The organism is Bellilinea caldifistulae (assembly GCF_001306055.1).
GTDB classification, from domain to species: Bacteria; Chloroflexota; Anaerolineae; order Anaerolineales; family Anaerolineaceae; genus Bellilinea; species Bellilinea caldifistulae.
Genome location: NZ_LGHJ01000021.1, coordinates 11,849 through 31,689, shown reverse-complemented (window position 1 = coordinate 31,689; position 19,841 = coordinate 11,849). Strand labels below are relative to the sequence as shown.

Sequence of the window (19,841 nt, the reverse complement as noted above, 5' to 3'; positions counted from 1 at the left end):
GTGATTTAATTACCATCGGAATTGATTGTACTACACTATCCGGTTATGTTGGTTAGTTTATCTTTTTTGTAATGTTTACATTGGATTAACATTATGGGAAAAATTCCAATGGCTACGCGCAATAGAAGACGGCTTTTTTCATCCCTTTTCATCGGAATTGTATTATTCTGGAATTTGCAGGCTGCATTCTTGTTTATCGTTACTCCCTCCCCCTACATCTCTTCGTTTCAACTGGAAGGTTTCTCCGGCAAAGTGTTGGTTCAGGGATTTGGAATTTTGTTTTTGATGTGGAATATCCCCTATGTCTTCGCCTTCTGGAATCCGCTTCAAAACCGGCTTTCTCTGATTGAAGCAAACCTGATGCAATTGATTGGGCTTGTCGGTGAAACCTTGTTGCAATCTTCCCTTCCACCGGGTGAAGCCATACTCCGCGCCACGGCTGCGCGTTTCATCTTATTCGACGGGATTGGCCTGCTGTTACTTTTGCTTGCCCTTTGGATTAGCCGCCCATTCAAATCTCATTCGTCCTGAGAAGGCGGCACAGGTAATCGAACGCTCAACCGGCGAATCTGGTCTTTTCCAGCCGCCGCAATGCGTAAAACCGCAATGGTCATGTCATCCTGTGGTTTTCCCAAATCCAAACGGATGGCCTGCCCTAAAATCGAATCGGCAATTCGATCTGCACTGGGGTTTTCCTCGTCCATTACCGCTTCCAATGCAGTGCAAATATCCAACCCCAAGCCAGAAATATTCAAACCTGCATTGGCTATCCCGTCGGTGTACATCACAACCGTAGTTCCCGGTGTCAGGGTTATTTCCGAAATCAAAGGACGGATATTTCTGGCTGTGCCTATCGGTTGAGATTCACCCGTCAAGCATTCGATATGATTATCTTGAGCAACGAATATGGGGGTAGGATTATTCCTGGAAAGAACAATCGTACCGCTCTGCAAATCAGCACTCAAGATATTCAAATACACCGAATATTGCCCATTTCTTTCGGTATAAAGCAAATCAGACGCCGCTCGAGCTGCTGCACCATCGCGAATGCCGTCCGCAATCAGACCAATCACCTTTCGAACGACCATGCCTGAGATCATCTTGGCTTCCCTGCCGGAAGTCTGACCATCGCACATGACCACCGATAATCCACCGTTAGGCCGTTCAATAATCTCAACAGAATCACCACTCTCTAACGAACCAAATTTGGTGACCTTGGCAACTGCGATTTGAATTTCCATAGCACTGATTTTACAGGTTTTTTAGCCATTCGCAAAGGGAGTTGATTCCTTTTCTGCCACGACAAACCACAGGTGATCATCCCCCAACCGATGCCATACCTGCTCGACACGAAATCCAGCAGCACCATAGCGTTGTGTCCAGATTGTCTGATACACCTCGTTTTCTGGACTTTGATGGGTGATACCAAACAACCAGCGAATCAACCGTTTGTACAGCGAATCACCGCCCTGTCTTACGGCTAGCAAAATCACAATTTTTCCCTGGGAGCGCAAAATCCGCCAACATTCCCCAATTGTCCTTTCGTCCAGTGCATATTGGGTGGGGAAGGTCATCAGGATCGTCGAAAAGGAGTCGCCCGCAAAGGGAAGATACTGAGCAATCCCCCGGCACAAACTGGATTGTTGGCCGGCCAGATTCAGCTTCTCTAAACGTTTTCTGGCTAAATGGCACATAAAACGGCTCTCGTCCAGCCCAAAGATGTGTTTTCCTTTCAATAAATATTCTTTTTGCAAATGACCGGGGCCAAATCCGATTTCGAGAATCGGCTCATCATTGAAAAATTTACCGCTTTCATACACCCACTCTTTCCATTTTCCGCCGGATACCCAGGCAGCCACCCAATCATAAGCGAAGGAAAATTGATGATACAGTAATTGAAAGAACCACCGTATCAGACCACCCCAAATATTCATAAGCAACTCAGTCAAATTCATGAACGCTCTCTTTATAACTCCCATTCGGGATTTAACCCGCCAGATGTACTCTTTATTATAAATAAAGTCCGTTTGGGATAAGTTCCACACCATTATTATCATTTGACCCCAACCAAACTGATACTTGCCAGTACAGGAGAGAGTCACGCTCATACCCTCCCAAATGGATTTGTAAGAGATTGACACACCACTCTTCGTCACTTCCCATTGATCTCAACCGTTTAATGTCATTTCAAGTGCAGCGGAGAAATCTCCCCCACAATCCTGCAAACCTTTATGAGAGATGACGGCGACTGCCCAACGACTCCGATAAAATATTTGGAAATCCTTATTCCAAACCGGCAATCCCAAAATTCCGTTGTTTTCTGGATTGCATATTACGAATAAATGTTCTATAATAAGGATGTGGACACTACTAATTTGGCCAATTTCCATCTTCTGACCAGTCAAACCGAGTTTGAGTTAGAAGAATCACACGACACTCCGCCTGAATGTTATTCCCCCAAACCAAAAATGAGGGAGGCACCGGCAATTTTTTGGGCAAAAAGATCGGGTGGCGGCCGTACACCACTCCTGAAAACCCTCTTAACTTCAGCCTGCGAGAAAAACTGCCTTTACTGCCCGTTTCGTGCCGGCCGTGATTTCCGCCGAGCCACCTTACAACCAGTCGAGATGGCCCAAATCTTTTCTCAAATGACCACCGCTGGACTGGTGCAGGGGCTGTTTCTCAGTTCGGGAATGGTCGGCGGTGGGATTCGAACTCAGGACAAGATTCTGGATACGGCCGAAATACTCAGAACAAAATACCAATATGCGGGGTATATCCACCTCAAGTTAATGCCCGGTGCCGAAAAAGACCAGATCCTTCGCGCCTTGCAATTAGCCACGCGCGTTTCGGTCAATCTGGAAGCCCCCAATCAAGAAAGACTGAAGTACCTGGCCCCCCGCAAGAAGTTTCACGAAGAATTGTGGCAGGTACTCCAATGGGCAAACGAACTTCGTCAATCTTTACAGAATGCTCATCAAAATGTCCAAATACCCTCCCTTGTTACCCAACTGGTCGTTGGAGCAGCCAACGAAACCGATGTAGAAATTCTACAAACCTCGGCGGATTTGTTCACTCGGCTTAAACTCAGCCGCATTTATTACTCCCGCTTCTCCCCCATCCCCGATACCCCTTTGGAAAACCTGCCCCCCGCTGATCCATTAAGACCCCTTCGCCTGTACCAGGCCTCATTTCTGATTCGGGATTATGGGTTTAAAACTGACGATTTCTTCTTCACTTCTTCTGGAAATTTACCGCTCGATCAAGATCCAAAAACACTTTGGGCGCAAGCTCATCTCTTGCATTCTCCGATTGAATTAAACAAGGCTGATTTTTCCCTTCTTGTCCGAATACCGGGGATTGGTCCAAAAACAGCCCGGCGCATTCTCCAATTTCGCCGAAACTCAAAAATCAAATCAGAATCTGAATTAAGGCACCTTGGTATTCCCGTGAATCGGGTATCGCCTTATATCCTCCTGAACGGCAAAAAAATCCCCGGTCAACCCTCATTCTGGTGAAATCCATCAACAGGGGATATTTATCCACCTGCATTTTTGGTATAATCTTTTTAGTCAATAACATCATTTTCACCCACATTCGGGGAAGAGACCAAATCCAAATTGGCACCGAAGGGGCAAGGCAATTTTTCCATTCGCCGAATCTCTCAGGTAAAAGGACCCCGGATGAATTCTCCTCTGAAAAGCACCTCGTGCACCCATGGAGCAAATCTCGAAATTCGGGATGAATCTCACAGGTCTATAACAGAGGACATACCTTTGTCTGGTATGTCCTCTGTGTTTTATCCAATCATCTTCTGACAGGAGGTTTCCCATGAATGTCCCACCTAATTTGAAGTACGCCAAAACCGATGAATGGGTCAAGGTAGAAGGTAACATTGCCATCATTGGGGTCTCGGATTACGCCCAATCACAACTATCTGATATCGTCTATTTTGAATTCAAAGTAGATCCCGGCGATACGGTCACAAAAGATCAATCGGTTGCTACTCTTGAATCGGTCAAAGCTGCTGCGGATGTCAACGCTCCGGTTTCGGGCAAAGTGGTTGAATTGAACCAATCCCTCACAGACCAATTTGAAGTAATCAACAGCGATCCCTATGGGGCTGCCTGGATGATGAAAATTGAAATGTCGGACGCTGCCGAACTGGATGCCTTGATGGATGCAGCCGCATATGAAGCCTACTGCCAGGAACGAGGTCACTAATGTACACTCCCCATACCGATTCCGAACGGGAGGAGATGCTCAAGGTTATCGGCGTACCTTCCATCGAATCGCTCTTTGAAGATGTTCCGGCCGAATACCGTTTTCCGAGACTGAACCTCCCAGAACCTTTAACTGAAATGGAAGTTGCTGCTCAGTTGCAGGAACTTGCCAGTATCAATGAAACTACTCGCGATTTGATCTGCTTTCTCGGAGCCGGCGCATACAACCATTATGTGCCGGCTGCGGTGGATGCAATCCTCCGACGTGGTGAGTTTTACACGGCCTACACGCCTTACCAGCCCGAAGTTTCTCAAGGCACCTTGCAAGCTATTTTTGAATATCAGAGTCTCATCGCCAACCTGACCGGAATGGATGCTTCCAACGCATCTCACTATGATGGTGCAACTGCTACGGCTGAAGCCGCCGTTTTGGCCTATCACCATTTCCGGGGAAAACGCACCCGCTTTGTCGTTTCTCCATCGGTCAATCCCCAATACCGCGCCGTTTTACGAACATACATGAACGGCTACGAAAATCTTGAAGTCATCGGCGATGACACCAATCACCCCTTCGCGACCGTTGAAGATCTACTCCCTCTGGTTGACCCCAATACCGCCCTGGTCGTCGTTCAATACCCCGATTTCTTTGGCAGAGTGCAGGATTTAACCAGGTTTGCCCAAAAAGTACATGAAGCCGGCGCCTTGCTGGCTGTGGTTGTTAATCCACTGGCGTTGGCATTGTTCAAGAGCCCCGGCGAAATGGGAGCCGATATCGCCTGCGGCGAGGGTCAGCCATTGGGTATTCCCCTTTCCTACGGTGGACCCTATTTAGGGATTTTTGCAACAAAGAAAGATTACGTGCGTAAAATGGCTGGCAGGCTGGTCGGTGAAACAACCGACAAAGAGGGACGCCGGGGATATGTACTCACCCTCACAGCCCGTGAACAACACATACGGCGTGAAAAGGCAACCTCAAATATCTGCACCAATCAAGGATTGATGGCGCTGGCCGCCACGGTGTACATGAGTCTGCTCGGGAAGACCGGTCTACGGCAGGTGGCGGAATTGTGCTACCACAAGGCACATTATACTGCTCAACAAATTAACCAAATTCCCGGCTTCGAGGTGGACCTCAAGGCACCATTTTTCCATGAGTTCGTCGTCAAGTGCCCCGATTCGGTTGAGGAAATCAACGAATATCTGCTCGATAACGGCATTCTGGGTGGATACGATTTGGGTAATGACTACCCTCATCTGAAAAACCACATGCTGTTAGCCGTAACCGAAATGAACACCCGCGAAGATATCGAAATCCTCTGTGAGGCTTTGAAGGAGTATTCCCATGACTGAGCCCACAATCTATGAACTTTCTTCTCCCGGCCGGGTTGGAGTCCGTTACCCACAGCCGGATGTCCCACTGGCAGAACTTCCTCAGGACCTTGTGAGGAAAGATTTACCCCTGCCGGAACTTTCTGAGTTGAATGTGATTCGCCACTTCATGCACCTTTCTCACCTCAATTACAGCATTGATAGTGGCTTTTATCCTTTGGGTTCCTGCACAATGAAGTACAACCCTAAAATCAACGAAGAAATGGCGCGCTTACCCGGTTTCGCCTACACCCACCCGCTCCAGCCAATTGAGACCGTTCAGGGAAATTTGGCTTTGATGTATGAGTTGCAGGAATACCTGAAAGAGATCACCGGTTTTGACGCAGTAACTCTTCAACCAGCCGCAGGAGCCCAGGGCGAATTCACGGGCGTGATGATCATCCGGGCTTACCACAAATCTCGCGGGGATACCAAACGTACCAAAATACTGGTCCCGGATTCGGCCCATGGCACCAATCCAGCCACTTCTGCAATGAGCGGTTATGAAGTTGTCCACATTCCTTCTGATTCGCGCGGAAATGTGGATATCGAAGCCCTGCGGACCACCTGCGACGATACAGTAGCCGGCCTGATGTTGACCAATCCCAATACGCTTGGTTTGTTCGAGGAACAGGTAGTTGAAGTCAACCGAATTGTCCATGAAGCCGGCGGTCTTGTGTATGGCGATGGCGCCAATCTTAACGCCTTGCTCGGCATTGCCCGCCCCGCCGATTTGGGCTTCGACATCATGCACATCAACCTTCATAAAACTTTCTCAACCCCGCATGGCGGTGGTGGTCCGGGCTCCGGGCCAGTGGCTGTAAAAGGAGCTTTCAAAGAATTTCTGCCCGGTCCAATTGTGGAGGTGTTGGAAGAAGGAGACGAAGAACTGCCCCCCGTTTTCGGATTCTACCAACCCACCCAAAGCATTGGCAGGGTAAAAGCCTTTCATGGTCATTTTGGAATGATGGTACGGGCTTATACCTATATTTCGGTTCATGGAGCGGATGGGCTGCGAAAGGTATCCGAATATGCCGTATTAAACGCAAATTACCTGCTGGCACGAATGCGAGGCACCTACAAAGTTCCGTATGACCGTATTTGTAAGCATGAATTTGTCGTCGAAGGCGTTTGGGACGATGCCCCCGGTGTTCACGCTTTGGATGTTGCCAAGCGTTTGATGGATTACAACTTCCATCCGCCGACCAATTACTTCCCCTTGATTGTTCGGGAAGCCTTGATGATCGAACCAACCGAAACCGAAACCAAACAAACTCTCGATCGGTTTGCCGATGTTATGCTGAAAATCGCTGAAGAGGCTCACCAGCAGCCCGAACTCCTGCGTGAAGCACCTCATTCAACGCCGATTGGCAGATTGGATGAAGTCAAAGCCGCCAAGGAACTGGTGCTTTGCTGCTGGTTACCCGAACAGGTAAAGAATTAGCCAACTGCTTTTGTACGAGTCACCCCCGCTCCCCATGAAGAGCGGGGGTTTGTTATAATTTCCCCATCAAATCAACAGGAGGCCCGCTATGAAACTCAAAGGTTTGAAAATTGTCTACCTTATCGGCGAAGGTTTTGAAGATCTTGAATTCTACGTTCCCCTGATGCGGTTACGCGAAGAAGGCGCGGAGGTTGTCGTCGCCGGCGCAAAAGCCAATCAAACTTATATCGGAAAGAATGGCCTGCAGGGAAAATCCGAAGTCAGCTTTGAAGATCTCAACCCAGCCGATTTCGATGCACTGGTCATTCCCGGCGGCTGGGCTCCCGATAAACTGCGCCGCTACGATACGGTAAAGAAGATGACTCGTTGGTTTTATGAAAACCACAAAATTGTGGCGATGATCTGTCACGCCGGCCTGGTTGGCATAAGCGCAGGGATTGTGCGGGGGCATGAAGCAACCGGCAGCGAAGGAATCAAGGACGATTTGCTGAATGCCGGTGCAACCTGGCGGAATGAAGCCGCATTTCGGAGTGGCAACATCGTCTGGGGCCGCGTGGTTGCAGATATTCCAGATTTTTGTCGGGAACTGGTCACTGCTTTGGAAGAATACCGGCAACAGGTTAGCAAGAACGAATGATTGAAGCACGCGACTTTACCAACCGGCGCAATTTTCCGGGTGAACTCGGTAACGATTTTGATGTCATCCTACGCCGCTATGATGCCATTCAAAAAATTCCACCGCTCATTTTTGGAGTAATTCTCTTTGGGCTGGCCTGGTTACCCGCCCGAATGGAGTGGGGATACGCACTTGCCCTGTGGGGCTTTTTCATGCTCGATTGGCTGATGCTGGCAATTCTGCCAGCCTTCCAACGATCATTTGGCCCACCACAGCCCCCTGTCTTTTTACTCGCCCTGCTGCGATTGCCGTTTGCGCTGTTGCCGTACCCGCTAAATTTTGTACTCCAGGCCATTGGCAGCCTGCTGGTATTTTATGGCTTCTGGGTCGAACCCCATCGCATTACAATCACCCATCAAACCTTGCAAACACCGAAGTTGAAAAGCGGTTCGAAGATCCGTATTTTGCACCTAGGGGATTTGCATGTTGAGCGCATCACCCGGCGGGAAAAAAGATTACAGGAGCTGATCAAGCAACTTCGCCCTGACATGATCTTATTCAGCGGTGATGTTCTCAATCTATCTTACAACCGTGACCCGCTTGCATTGGAACAGGCTCATCAGATCATGTCGGAATGGCAGGCCCCTCTCGGAGTGTATGCCGTTGCTGGCAGTCCAGCAGTAGATTTGGCGGAAATGTTGCCCGCTTTTTATCAGCGGTTACCTGTTCGTTATTTAGAAGAAGAACGCCTTGAACTTGAAATTAATCAACAAACCGTTCATCTGATCGGTCTTTCCTGTACCCACCGCCCATTTGTGGATGCTCCTCGTCTTGAGAAGCTACTTCCCCCCACAAGTGAAAATTTCACCATTCTGCTGTATCACACCCCCGATCTTGCCCCCAATGCTGCCAAGACAGCCGTAGATTTACAGCTTTCCGGCCACACGCACGGCGGACAGGTCCGGTTGCCACTGATTGGCGCTTTGTTTACTGCGTCACTTTACGGACGAGCCTTCTCTTCCGGCCGCTACCAGTTGAACGGTCTGACGCTTTATATCACACGCGGTATAGGAATGGAGGGCGCTGGAGCGCCACGCGTGCGCTTCCTTTGCCCTCCTGAAATTATCCTATGGGAAATTACTGGCAGCGGCGCAGATTAATCTAACGGGCTTGTTTGCCTTCAACCCACTCGTAAACTTTGTTCAAAGCCTGGGGTAGCATGGACGGGTCCTTTCCGCCCGCCTGCGCCAGATTGGGCCGCCCGCCTCCTCCGCCGCCAACCATCGCAGCCACGTATTTAATCAAATCACCAGCGTGCCAGCCTTTCTTTACCAGATCATCACTGATGGCTCCAATCAACAATGGCTTATCATTTTCAACACTCGCCAGCACAACCACACCACTGACAAACTTTTGGCGGAAGCGATCGCACATCTGGCGCAGTGTCTCTGCGTCAGCATTGGACAATTGAGCAGCCAGCACTTTTATCCCTTGAATATCCCGCACGCTATTTAAAGCTTGCTCGAATTCGGCAGACACCAATTGCCGGCGTAAAAGGGACAGTTCATCCTGCACTTCATCGAGCTCTTTGAGTAATGCCTCTGCCTTTGCAGGGACATCATCCAGCGAAGTGGAAAGGATTTGAGCAGTTTGTTTCAAGGTGCGAAACCGACGCTGCACCAGGGCATAGGCCTCTCTACCGGTTACGGCTTCAATCCGGCGCACGCCGGCAGCGGCACTGCCTTCACTGGTGATCAGGAAAATTCCAATATCGCCCGTGTTTTCCACATGAGTGCCACCGCACAATTCGTAAGAAAGAATTTCTTCTTCATCGCCAATCGTGATCGTTCGCACAGTTTCAGCATACTTCTCGCCAAACAGAGCCATTGCTCCTTCGGCAATTGCTTCATTGAGCGGCTTGAATCGGATGTTGAGATGCAAGTCTTCAAAAATGGCGCGGTTGACACCCGCTTCAATCCGTTCCAATTGCTCAACGGTTAATGCTTCAGGATGGGTAAAATCGAAGCGCAGACGGTCGGGTGCAACCAGTGAGCCCGCCTGACGGGCATGTTTCCCCAACACGGCCTGCAATTCGGCGTGAAGGAGATGAGTTGCGGTGTGATTACGCATAATATCCCGCCTGCGCTGAGCATCTACCGCTGCAATTGCCAGATCACCAACGGCTGGTTTACCACGGACAACCTCTCCCACATGAACGATCACCCCGGCGGCTGGTTTGCGGGTATCCTCAACCCGTATTTCCCAGCGAGGATCAGCAACCGAGACAATCGTACCGGTATCCGAAACCTGTCCACCGGCTTCAACATAGAAACAGGTTGCCGGCAGGATCACCTCCACCAGGTCACCGGTCATCACTTCCGGCACGGATTGACCATCCCGTACCAGCGCAAGCACCTTCCCTTCAACTTCCAGGGATGTGTAAGGGTCATAGCGGACACCCTCTAATCCTAACTCGCCACTGGCTTGCAGCGATTCAAGAATGCCGCGGTAGACGTCCACATTCTCACCGCCTAACGGGCCAAAAGCCTTGCCAGCTCCGGAGGCCAGACGATGATCTTCCATTGCCCGCGTAAAACCGGTTTGATCAACCTCCAGTCCCTCTTCAAGCGCAATGTCGCGGACAAGTTCTAGCGGTAAACCATGAGTGGCATACAAATCAAACGCTTTTTCGCCATCCAGTAATTTGCCGCCGCTGTTTTTGACCTCCTGTAATAATTCTTCCAAATGAGCCAGCCCCTGTTCGACCGTGCGCTTAAACCGTTTTTCTTCGCGGGTCAGCGCATCCAGAATGGCTTCACGGTTGCGAACCAGCTCAGGATATGCCTTGCCATAATTTTCAACGACCACATCCGCAACCTGAGCCAGGAAGGGTTCGTCCAGGCCGATTTTGCTACCAAAACGCGAAGCCCGCCGAATAATCATGCGGCAAACGTAATTTCTGCCGGTGTTGCCCGGTACTACTCCATCCGCAATCAAGAAAGCCGCGGCACGAGCATGATCGGCGATCACGCGGTAAGGGGTGATATTGGCATCCCGTTCAGCCTCGCTGTGACCGGTTAATTCACGGACTTTTTCCATGAGTGGGAAAAGTAAATCGGTCCGGTAATTGGAGGGCTGATCTTGCAAAATCGAAACGATTCGCTCCAACCCCATTCCAGTATCCACATGACGGGCTGGCAGTGGCTCAAGTCGGCTGGGGCTGATTCGGTTGTACTGAATGAACACCAGATTCCACAACTCAAGGAAGCGCTTGCAGTTACCGTTCACCCGACAGACATGCCCTTCTTCATGCTGACGATCGCAATATTCGATACCGCGATCATAATGAATCTCACTGCATGGGCCGCAAGGGCCGGTCTCCGCCATCTCCCAGAAGTTATCTTTACGTCCAAAATAGAGAATATGAGACTGATCTATGCCCGGTTGCTGCGCCCAGTACTGGGCTGCCTCCTCATCGGTGGGAATCTCGTCTTTTTCATCTTTGAAACAGGTTGCCCAAAGCCGCTCTTTTTCAAGTCCCCATACCTCAGTCAACAACTCCCAGGCCCATGATATGGCTTCTTTTTTGTAATAATCCCCAAATGACCAGTTTCCCAGCATCTCAAAGAAGGTATGATGGGTATCATCCCGACCCACATCATCCAAATCATTGTGTTTCCCGGCTACGCGCATGCACTTCTGGGAATTTACTGCGCGGGTGTATGGTCTTTGATCCGTTCCAAGAAAGACGTCCTTGAATTGCACCATTCCTGCATTTGTAAACAGCAAGGTTTGATCACCGCCCGGAACCAGCGATGAAGATGGAACGAAGGTATGACCCCTTTCAACAAAAAAATCTATAAACATTTGTCGAATTTCCGCGCCAGTCCAATTTTTCTTCATATCTTTGGCTCCAACCTGATGAAAGAAATTGAGATGATGAATGGCTTTGATTATACAGGAACACTGCCTGCTTAGCAACCAGTCCCCAAATAGCGAGGATCCATCCTTTTGGATGGATCCTGTCACAGAGATGGGAGCCTGAAACTGAAATTAGCGGGATACGCTCATCTTGAGCAATTTTCCTTCCGGGGTTAGTGTCACCCGAGCATAGTGGTTGTGGGTGTGGCCGCCGAAGAAAATCTTTCTTTGAAAAATGAACACCTTTCGGTTGACTAAAGTGTTGCCACTTTCAAAATTTGTATTGTTTTTTCCGTCAGAGACATTTGGATCTACCCCAACCTTTTGCAAGCGATAACGAACATCCGCCAAATCAATACCCGGCAGATAGGCTTCTACCGCTGCTTTGGCTTGTTGAACCAGCTCCTCATTTGCGATACTCAGTTCACCATCGCCGTTAGCATGATCACTGACCGTCTTGATGTTCCAATGGGTGCGGCTTCGGACGTACTTTTTCGATTTAACTGGTTGTGAGTCAGCACAAACCAGAGGATCTCCATATAATACAAAAGAAATCAAAGTCTTTTGATCTTCACCATCCAGAAAACCCTGCCGCTTATTCATCTCACGGGCCATGCCAATTTTTGCCTGTACCAGCGCATCACCCGCCGAATATCCCTCGGCTATGGCTTTCCAAAATAGGTTTGCCAACAAGTCTGCGCCAACCAACGGTGGACTGACTGCCCCATAAGCAATTCCGGTGGAGGCGATTACTGCTCTTGTTCCAATGGAAAGGAAGCGCAAAGCCAGGGAGGTGTTCTCTTCCTTGTCCACAATATAGCCGCCATAACAGGCTTCGCTGAAGACAATTCGGGGCGAATGACCATTTTTTGGCAAATCCGCCAGTGTTAACGCCACGGGATATTCCGATCCATTCCCGCTTTCGCGGGGATCACGCTGGCCGTACCATTCGGCGGTTTCAGCTAAACCGTGCAGGTTGTAAAAGCCCAGCTCGGAGCGCACCAGTTTTTCCGGGTCAAAGGTTCGCGTTTGATGAGGCGGTGAAACCAGCACGGCTGTTTCGGTACTGACCGGCTTAAAACTTGCCACCGAAGAGCGCCTCCACACAGCTGCAGTATATCCAAACCGATCTTTGCTGGAAGGTGAGGGCTGGGGACGGCGATATAAAAATAGCCAGCGTAACAAATCGAATAAAAAGCGCTCTGGTTTTACACCTTTTTGGGTCTTCTGTTTTTTTTGATGATACTGTATCGCACTCCGTATCTGTTGCAGCAATAATCCAGCGTCGGAACCTTTTTCACCGGGTAAGCGCCCAACCGGCCATTCCGGTATGAAATAATTGGAATCCAGGGTACTGTATGGGTTATCGGACAAGACCTCCTCGTCAGAGTCATCGGTTGGGTTCGGTAACCGGTGAAATGGCACCACATCCGGTCCGCCCACAATCATCAAAGCACCAATTCGCCCGCCTTTTCTGGCAAGTGCCTGATCCAAATCTGCCAGCGACAGCTTCATTTTCCATGGATCATTCCCCGAAATGGTTGTCATGCTCAATTTACCCGTGCATTCAAGGTCGTCTGGATAGAAGACCATTGCACCCCACCCCGCCCGTTGACGGATGGCTTCTGCCAGCCGGTTCATTTCCTGATGAAGAATCTGCGTAGTCTGTTCTCCATATTTCGCACGTAACCCGCTGCGGGACGAAAAAATCACATAAATAGGGAAACGTCCATCTGCCTTTGCAACGGCCGGAGATTTGAGACGCTTGGCTAGTTTCTCAAATTCCTGTTCAGTTTCCTTCAACCATGCGGGAGGCTTTTTCTGTACTCGCTCAAAGCGAGGCAGTTTTTCTTCCTTTTCGCATGCGAGCGTTTGATCAACCGATTCGTTCTTAATATCTTGGCTATGCGAAGTTATTTGTTCATCCATGGGTACAGATTGATCATCTGTCAATTCGCTCGGCTCGACCGTCGGAATTTGACTGCCGGCTGGGGCCAAGCGATTCCAGCCCAGTTTTCCTGCAATACTGGCCGGAATGGGAATACCGAAGGTAATCTCGTATCGAATCGGCCACAAGGGTAAGTAGGGATGATTATCGCCCCACCACCGTTTACTGACCTGACCGTTGGAGTCTTCTGCTGCGCATTGATGCAGCATTTGCACGGCTTGCGTCTCGTTACCCGCCAGTAAATGACTCTCTGCCAACCCTAGCCGAAAGACCAGACACTCCGGCCAACGCTGATGATATAACTCACAAAACCGCATCACCCCCGCCGAATCTCCCAAAGCCCGCAGCAACTTGACATGTAAAATTGCCCCCAGCACCTCATCCTGATTCAACGCCAGGGCTTGATAAATATTCACTTCTGCAGTTTCAAGGTTGTTTTCCTGTAACGCTTTCAGCGCATTTTTGAGAATAATTGCCCACCCCGGCATGGATTGAGCGATATCCAATCTTTCCCCAAGGATATAAACCCGGATTGCCGCATTTTTGGATTGCTCATTATTCATTCTGGCATACCATCCGGCAAGCAATTTTTGTACTCGGACGTCCTCCGGGTCAAGACGGGCAATTTTTTCCAAAATTGTGATGCCCTGGTTGAGTTTATTTTCCAAGAAAAACAACTCCCCCAAAAGAGTGTTGACTTCCAGATCCCCCGGAAAAGCCGTCAGCCACGAAAGCACCAGTTGCCGGGCAAAGCGCAGTTCACCGCACTCCAATGCGCAATTCAGCAAGATTAAAGCCGTACTCCGATTAATTCTGCCTCTTGCAATCAGCGTTGCATCTTCATTATCAATTTGCTTTACAGGCATGTTTTCGCCTCCTGTCCGTGATGAACCAGATTCAGTGCAATGATTGCACCAAGCTGACGGCGAATGTTGACATCCTCTGGTGCTAACTCAGCCGCCCTTCTTAGCATAACCTCCGCCGCGGGATAATCTTTACCATCCCGCAAAACCAGTGCCGAGTAATAATAAGGGCGATAATCCTCTGGGTTGACTTGAATAGCCTGCTGGTAAACCCCCAATGCTTTACTGAATTCCCGACGGGTGGTGTACACTTCTCCCAGTTTCAGATAGGTTTCCAACTGAGCTGGTTGCAGCCGGATGGCTTCGCTAAGATGGAACACCGCTCGATCCAGTTGCCCTTGATCTTTGAATACTTCCGCCAAAAGCCGGTGGATTTCCACATTTTGCGGGTTCAGTTTCAATGCCTGCAAGCCGCTCTGCTCTGCCAGTTTGACTTTGCCGGTTTTCATGCAGGTTTGAGCAAACAACCACAAAATCTGCTCATTTTGCGGGTAATTCACCACCAATCTCTGAAGCAATTCCTGTGCTGCCGCCACGCCTTGTAATTCTCCAACCAATCTTGCCCGCTCAAACTCCAGTTCCCATTGCCCGGGAATTTCTTCAATCGCCCGATTCAATTCGGTTAGAGCCTCGCGCAACTCCCCCTGACGGATCAGGATTTTCACCACTAACAAGCGGGTGCCCGCATCCGCAGGTGCAACCTTTTCTGCCTGCCGTGCAAAATACAGCACCTTGTTTTCATCACCCATTCGTAGAGCAATTTTACCAGCGGTGATCCATGCCTTTCCATTGGTGTGGTCCAATTCCACGGCTTTTTCGGCAGCTCTCAAAGCAGCCTTATCGTCATTACACCCCTGTAATGCCAGAGCCATCAGCAGCCAGATTTCGCTGCGCTCGCCATATAAATGGACAACACTTTGCAGCAATTGCACAGCGTGATCAGAATAACCGGTCATCAAATAATGCTGCACGAGCCGGACGAGCAAATCGTAATCATTTGGATTAAGTTGCAGGGCTTTTTCAAGATGATGACGGCAAGATGCCATCTCACCACATCGTTCAGCCAGATCCGCCGCCTTGATCTGCCAGATGATTTCGTTCTCCCAAATCCCCAGCGCAACCTCAATGGCTTCTAATGCCTGAGCATAATCCTGATTCTTTTCAGCCATTCGGGCCAGTACCGCTTGATAGACCGGATGGAAAGGTGCCTGCTCAACTGCATGACGAGCGTAATCAAGGGCTCTTGGGGCATCCTCATCCTCCCAAAGCAGTGCTGAAAGCATTTGGACAAAGGGGTGCTGTCGCCAGATTTCAGCCATTTGCATTGCACCGCTCGGGTTATTAGTGCGCAGATGCATCTCAACCAGCCACGCAAAATCTTCGTCTATGGTAGCAAATGCGCTCAAATCCTGAATACGTTGATAATCCGGCTGGAGCAATGCCTCTGCCCGTGCCACCCAATGATCCAACAGGCGCGAGCGGCTCATCTGGCTTGCTTTTTCCAACATTTCCTTCGCTTGCCGCTGAATAGTCAGTGAGGTAGCCGGCTTCAGTGCGTGGTTTTCAATTCCCAGAATTTGACTCAACCGCTGCCACTCCAGCGCCCGAATCAATCCCTTTGCATAACAAAGATAGGCAGCCGGTTCGTTTTCGTGCTCCTGCAAAACTCTTTCTGCCAGCTGAATACCATTCTGCCACTCCATCAAATCAAAGGCGGCTTCGCTCAGCGTCCGTAAGACTGCAGACCCCCTTTCGTGGTTCGCGGCACTTTTTTCTTCCTGGACCTTCAAAAATACCTGGCGAAACTCGGAAAGCGCTTCCGGAAAATTACCCAGTTTGGCATTTAATCGGATGCGAACAGTCCTGAGATGAAGATGATCCGGTTTATGCGCCAATCCGCGTTGAATAATTTTCTCAGCTTCGATTAAATCTCCGTTTTCAATTTGACTTTCTGCCTGAAAAGCGTGCAGTCCAGCCAGCCAATCTGCTTCTTCCTCGCTGGTGAAACTGGTAAAACAACCGATTGGAAGATTCTGCTCAACCACGGTGGTAATTTTGCTAAACCGTTCAGGAAGAAGCAGCCGGTAGGCAAGATCGGCTACCTGATAAGCCATTTCCAGTGAGGATGGACACAGTTGCAAAGCGCTCTCGGCGTGATAAAGAGCCAGATTTAACTCACCGGCTTCCAGGCATACCGGAACAAACAGACGGTGAACTGTAAAGGTGGTTGCAGGTTGGTACCCCCACACCTGACTGTCCTTGTCATCCACCATTGCTTCTCCTCTCCCCTCTTGACTTTCACAAATTCGTAAAGCCTTCTCCAAAGAGGCAATGGCTGCTTGGGGACGTTGCATTAATTTTTGCAACTCGCTCTGGAAAATATAAGCCTCGGCTGCGTTAGGATTTATTGTAAGAGCCGTTTGCAGGGAATGATTAGCCGATTCAATCTCACCACTGCGCCAGTGCAATAAAGCCAGGTGGAAATGCAGGGAATAATCCGGTTCCTGTGATAGTAAAATCGCCTTGTCAATAGCCTTCTTCGCTGCTTCCAAATCGCCGATTGTCAGGGCTATCTCAGCCATCCTTTTCAATTGATCTGACGTGATATATTCCAGGGATAGCAATCGCTTCAATTCCTCACCGGCTGCCTCATCATTACCGTTCTTCATCCAAAGTCGAGCCAGATTCAAAGCATACTCGACTTCCTGAGGAACCAGTTGAACAAGAGTTTGAAAAGCTTCAATGCTGAGTTGAATTTCATTCAAGCGTTCCATTAAGTTTGCAAACCAAATTAAACCCTCTACGCTGTTCGGCTGAAGCTTCCTCACCTGTTGAGCTACTTCTTTGGATGATTCAAGAAGGTTTAGACGGAAGTACACTTCTGCCAGCAGCTTCTTGACATCCAAATTTTCAGGGGAAGCCTGACTGGCATTTTGCAGGGCTGCCAGTGCCATTTCGTTTTCACCCGAATGAAAAGCAATAACCCCAAGCCCGGATTGGATTCTCCATTGCCACTCAGGTGAACCAGCCAGCTCAAATTCAACCAATCGCTGGAATCCCGGCAAAGCCTGATCCCATTCCTGCAAATTCAAGTGAATTTCCGATTTTAGTAAGAGCGCTTCAAAATGATGGGGTACTTCCTTCAAAACCCGCTGAAGTGCTTTTTGGGCTTTGATTAAAATCCCAACAGACGAATCTGGCACGCTGGAGAACCGCCTCAATTCCAGACCATTCAAAAGAACTTTTGCATATTCCACAAACCATTCCAATCGCGCACCTTCGAATTGAAGTGCCACTTCTAATATCGAAATACCCTCGCTCCTCTCCCCATCCCGCAACAAAATGCGCGCATGTTCATAGGCCAATTCTGGATGAGTCGGCCATTTCAGTCGGGCTCTTTCTGCCACTTCCAGGGCTTCCTTATCATGACCAAGGGAAGCAAGGGTCTTAATCAAGGTCAATGCCACTTCATCTGACTCCGGTGCTAAACGGGCAGACTGCTTTAAGTAGGGTAAAGCTTCAGCCGATAGGCCATTTTCCAAACATGCTCTTCCCATGGCAAGATGTAATTCAGCCGAGTCGGGTACATTCAACAAAGCTGCCCTCAAGGTTTCCAGCGCTCTTTGCGACTCGCCGTTGTGTTTGTACAATCGGGCTAATTCAAGCCATGGCTTGGGCTCTTCCGGTATCAAAAGAGTGGCTTTCGTCAGGTTGGTTTGGGCTTCTTCCAATTTTCCCTCTCCAAACTGAGCCAACCCTAACAGGGTATAAGCCTGTCCCTGATCACCATGCTGTTCGATTATTTGCTGGCAGGTTTGAACCGCGAGATCGTAATTCCTTCCTCCAATCGCACAGGTCACCAGATTCAACTGATCTTCTAAAGATGAATCTTCGAAACGATTCAGGATATCCTGACGGATTTTCAAGGCCGACTCCCAATCATTCCGATCCTCAAGCATTCTGGCGTAAGTCCGATAATGTTGGGGATTGGTTTCCTCCAATAAGATGGCTTCGCGGATCAATCGGATTGCAATATCATCCTGACCCAAACGATGAGCAAGCCGAGCTGTCCATGTCATCAGAGAAACATCTCTAACACGCCGCTTGAGGAACAATTGGGCCACTTCCAGGGCTTCCTGATACAAACTCAGGTGTTCTAAAATTGCCAATAATTCGAAAGGAGAATATTCAAAGACAAATTGTCCTCTAAGGATTTTTTCTTCGTTCTGTTGATGCTTTAACCATTCCCAAACGGCTTCTTTGACAATTTCCCGGCTTTCGTGTTCCTCTCCAATCGCTGCTTCGCTTCCTTTTGCAAATACCTGAACCAATCCAGGCAGATTAAATTCGCTTAATCGCCGCATGAGAGAAACAGGTGGTTTAACCCAAACAGCTTCCTCCATCAATGTTTCGGGTAAGGGTTGAGTGCTGAGCAAAGGCTCAATCTCGTCCCATAATGTTTCGGTTGCTCTGGAATCATTCTTCACCACCGAAATCAATTGCAGGGTTGTACCACCCAGCCAGTGCTGTAATAAATTTCTGGAACGGCTCAAAAACAATTCTGATTGAGCCGGATGTCCTGCTATCTGATGCAGAGTTGCCGTCCATTGCAGATCCAGGGCTTCACCGGCCAATTCAGCCCACGATTTTTGACGCAAGGCATCCCAATCCACGCCGGACAAACCGCCAGTTTTCAGACGACCTTCGCGTAATATTTGGTTTGCCAGCCATCCGGCCAGTTGAGGTTCATCGCAACCTTTAAGATAAACCAGCCATTCAACCTGAGAAGCAAGAGAGATTTCCGCCAAAACCAGCATGAACAGGCGTTTTGTTTCATCTTCACCTAATGGGTTGCCTAACAAGATATGAGTGATCCACTCTTTTGAAAGAACGAAATCCTCTTGGCTTAAAAGTGCTTTCAAATAATCTTCCCGGTCCGGAATCAGGCCGAACAAACACACAAGCGGTGTTTTCCATAATTCGAGGAGGAAAATTTTATTCTTCAAATGAATGGATTTGAGTTCATCCATCAATCCAAGCCAGGTTTGAGTCTTACGCCGACGCTCGCGTAATGCCAGCGCAATCAAACCAGCCTCTCGCAAATTTTGCGGTTTTGAAGCGGTGCGCAGCAAATTTTCAAAAGATTCCAGCGCCTTTTTTCGTATGGAAGGCTCAACCGAGGGGAAATGGTCACCTTGTAAAGCAGCGATATCCATGCGGCTGTTCAAGATCCTCAAAACCAGATTGGCTGGCTGCCAGTCTTCTTTGACCGTTTGTCCGCTGCTCAACCCTTCAATGTTCGAGCTGATCTGGACTGCGTCCCAGACGAGAGCGTCTCTCTTCAACGCTGAAAACACAACCGGCACATCTTCCACCGCCAAACTTGTTTTCAATACTTCCAGGAGGTCTGCGGATGGCATAGGGACTCCTTGTTTTTAATTTGGGCAATGCAGGGAAA

General features: G+C 49.2%; 12 protein-coding genes and 1 riboswitch. Of the genes, 7 read left to right on the top strand and 5 right to left on the bottom strand.

The features are described from left to right. The first annotated feature begins 108 nt into the window (after positions 1-108). Positions 109-531, top strand: coding sequence for a hypothetical protein (locus AC812_RS15185; protein ID WP_145962570.1), 423 nt, complete (start codon positions 109-111; stop codon positions 529-531). On the opposite strand, the gene AC812_RS15180 is transcribed toward AC812_RS15185, so the two are convergent. Both AC812_RS15180 and AC812_RS15175 read right to left on the bottom strand, forming a co-directional pair. Beyond that, a complete protein-coding gene (locus AC812_RS15180; RefSeq protein WP_061917171.1) occupies positions 519-1,241 on the bottom strand; it encodes a SpoIIE family protein phosphatase in 723 nt (240 codons plus the stop codon). The two genes, AC812_RS15185 and AC812_RS15180, sit on opposite strands and share 13 nt — an antisense overlap. A gap of 21 nt (positions 1,242-1,262) precedes the next feature. Next, positions 1,263-1,955, bottom strand: coding sequence for a class I SAM-dependent methyltransferase (locus tag AC812_RS15175; RefSeq protein ID WP_061917174.1), 693 nt, complete (start codon positions 1,953-1,955; stop codon positions 1,263-1,265). 387 nt (positions 1,956-2,342) lie between these two features. Between AC812_RS15175 and AC812_RS15170 the strand changes: the two genes are divergently transcribed. The 6 genes from AC812_RS15170 (at position 2,343) to AC812_RS15145 (ending at position 8,811) form a co-directional block, all read left to right on the top strand. Continuing rightward, positions 2,343-3,518: a radical SAM protein gene (locus AC812_RS15170; RefSeq protein WP_061917178.1), complete on the top strand. Its 1,176-nt coding sequence runs from the start codon at positions 2,343-2,345 to the stop codon at positions 3,516-3,518. Between the two features lie 72 nt (positions 3,519-3,590). After that, positions 3,591-3,690: riboswitch (glycine riboswitch) on the top strand. A gap of 141 nt (positions 3,691-3,831) precedes the next feature. Beyond that, entirely contained in the window at positions 3,832-4,224 is a 393-nt protein-coding gene (gcvH, locus tag AC812_RS15165; protein ID WP_061917181.1) for a glycine cleavage system protein GcvH, read from the top strand. After that, a complete protein-coding gene (gene gcvPA, locus AC812_RS15160) occupies positions 4,224-5,573 on the top strand; it encodes an aminomethyl-transferring glycine dehydrogenase subunit GcvPA (protein ID WP_061917184.1) in 1,350 nt (449 codons plus the stop codon). Before gcvH ends, gcvPA begins: the two co-directional genes overlap by 1 nt. Further along, positions 5,566-7,035: an aminomethyl-transferring glycine dehydrogenase subunit GcvPB gene (gene gcvPB, locus AC812_RS15155; protein WP_061917188.1), complete on the top strand. Its 1,470-nt coding sequence runs from the start codon at positions 5,566-5,568 to the stop codon at positions 7,033-7,035. Before gcvPA ends, gcvPB begins: the two co-directional genes overlap by 8 nt. Before the next feature lie 88 nt (positions 7,036-7,123). Beyond that, positions 7,124-7,672: a type 1 glutamine amidotransferase domain-containing protein gene (locus tag AC812_RS15150; protein WP_061917189.1), complete on the top strand. Its 549-nt coding sequence runs from the start codon at positions 7,124-7,126 to the stop codon at positions 7,670-7,672. Next, a complete protein-coding gene (locus tag AC812_RS15145; protein ID WP_061917192.1) occupies positions 7,669-8,811 on the top strand; it encodes a metallophosphoesterase in 1,143 nt (380 codons plus the stop codon). Before AC812_RS15150 ends, AC812_RS15145 begins: the two co-directional genes overlap by 4 nt. A 1-nt stretch (position 8,812) precedes the next feature. On the opposite strand, the gene alaS is transcribed toward AC812_RS15145, so the two are convergent. From alaS to AC812_RS15130, 3 genes are all read right to left on the bottom strand, one after another. Continuing rightward, positions 8,813-11,518, bottom strand: a complete 2,706-nt coding sequence (gene alaS, locus AC812_RS15140; RefSeq protein WP_201797714.1) for an alanine--tRNA ligase — start codon at positions 11,516-11,518, stop codon at positions 8,813-8,815. Positions 11,519-11,704: 186 nt separating this feature from the next. Continuing rightward, entirely contained in the window at positions 11,705-14,386 is a 2,682-nt protein-coding gene (locus AC812_RS15135) for a C25 family cysteine peptidase (protein WP_061917197.1), read from the bottom strand. Then, positions 14,377-19,803 carry a tetratricopeptide repeat protein gene (locus AC812_RS15130; protein WP_061917200.1) on the bottom strand — a complete coding sequence of 1,809 codons (5,427 nt, stop codon included), beginning with the start codon at positions 19,801-19,803 and terminating at the stop codon, positions 14,377-14,379. Before AC812_RS15130 ends, AC812_RS15135 begins: the two co-directional genes overlap by 10 nt. Positions 19,804-19,841: the final 38 nt, after the last annotated feature.

Bases quoted from the DNA above. Each gene is read 5' to 3' on its own strand.
- alaS (WP_201797714.1), bottom strand. From the start codon at position 11,518: ATGTTTATAGATTTTTTTGTTGAAAGGGGTCATACCTTCGTTCCATCT.
- AC812_RS15150 (WP_061917189.1), top strand. From the start codon at position 7,124: ATGAAACTCAAAGGTTTGAAAATTGTCTACCTTATCGGCGAAGGTTTT.
- AC812_RS15170 (WP_061917178.1), top strand. From the start codon at position 2,343: ATGTTCTATAATAAGGATGTGGACACTACTAATTTGGCCAATTTCCAT.
- gcvH (WP_061917181.1), top strand. From the start codon at position 3,832: ATGAATGTCCCACCTAATTTGAAGTACGCCAAAACCGATGAATGGGTC.
- AC812_RS15130 (WP_061917200.1), bottom strand. From the start codon at position 19,803: ATGCCATCCGCAGACCTCCTGGAAGTATTGAAAACAAGTTTGGCGGTG.
- AC812_RS15135 (WP_061917197.1), bottom strand. From the start codon at position 14,386: ATGCCTGTAAAGCAAATTGATAATGAAGATGCAACGCTGATTGCAAGA.
- AC812_RS15180 (WP_061917171.1), bottom strand. From the start codon at position 1,241: ATGGAAATTCAAATCGCAGTTGCCAAGGTCACCAAATTTGGTTCGTTA.
- AC812_RS15175 (WP_061917174.1), bottom strand. From the start codon at position 1,955: ATGAATTTGACTGAGTTGCTTATGAATATTTGGGGTGGTCTGATACGG.
- AC812_RS15185 (WP_145962570.1), top strand. From the start codon at position 109: ATGGCTACGCGCAATAGAAGACGGCTTTTTTCATCCCTTTTCATCGGA.
- gcvPA (WP_061917184.1), top strand. From the start codon at position 4,224: ATGTACACTCCCCATACCGATTCCGAACGGGAGGAGATGCTCAAGGTT.
- gcvPB (WP_061917188.1), top strand. From the start codon at position 5,566: ATGACTGAGCCCACAATCTATGAACTTTCTTCTCCCGGCCGGGTTGGA.
- AC812_RS15145 (WP_061917192.1), top strand. From the start codon at position 7,669: ATGATTGAAGCACGCGACTTTACCAACCGGCGCAATTTTCCGGGTGAA.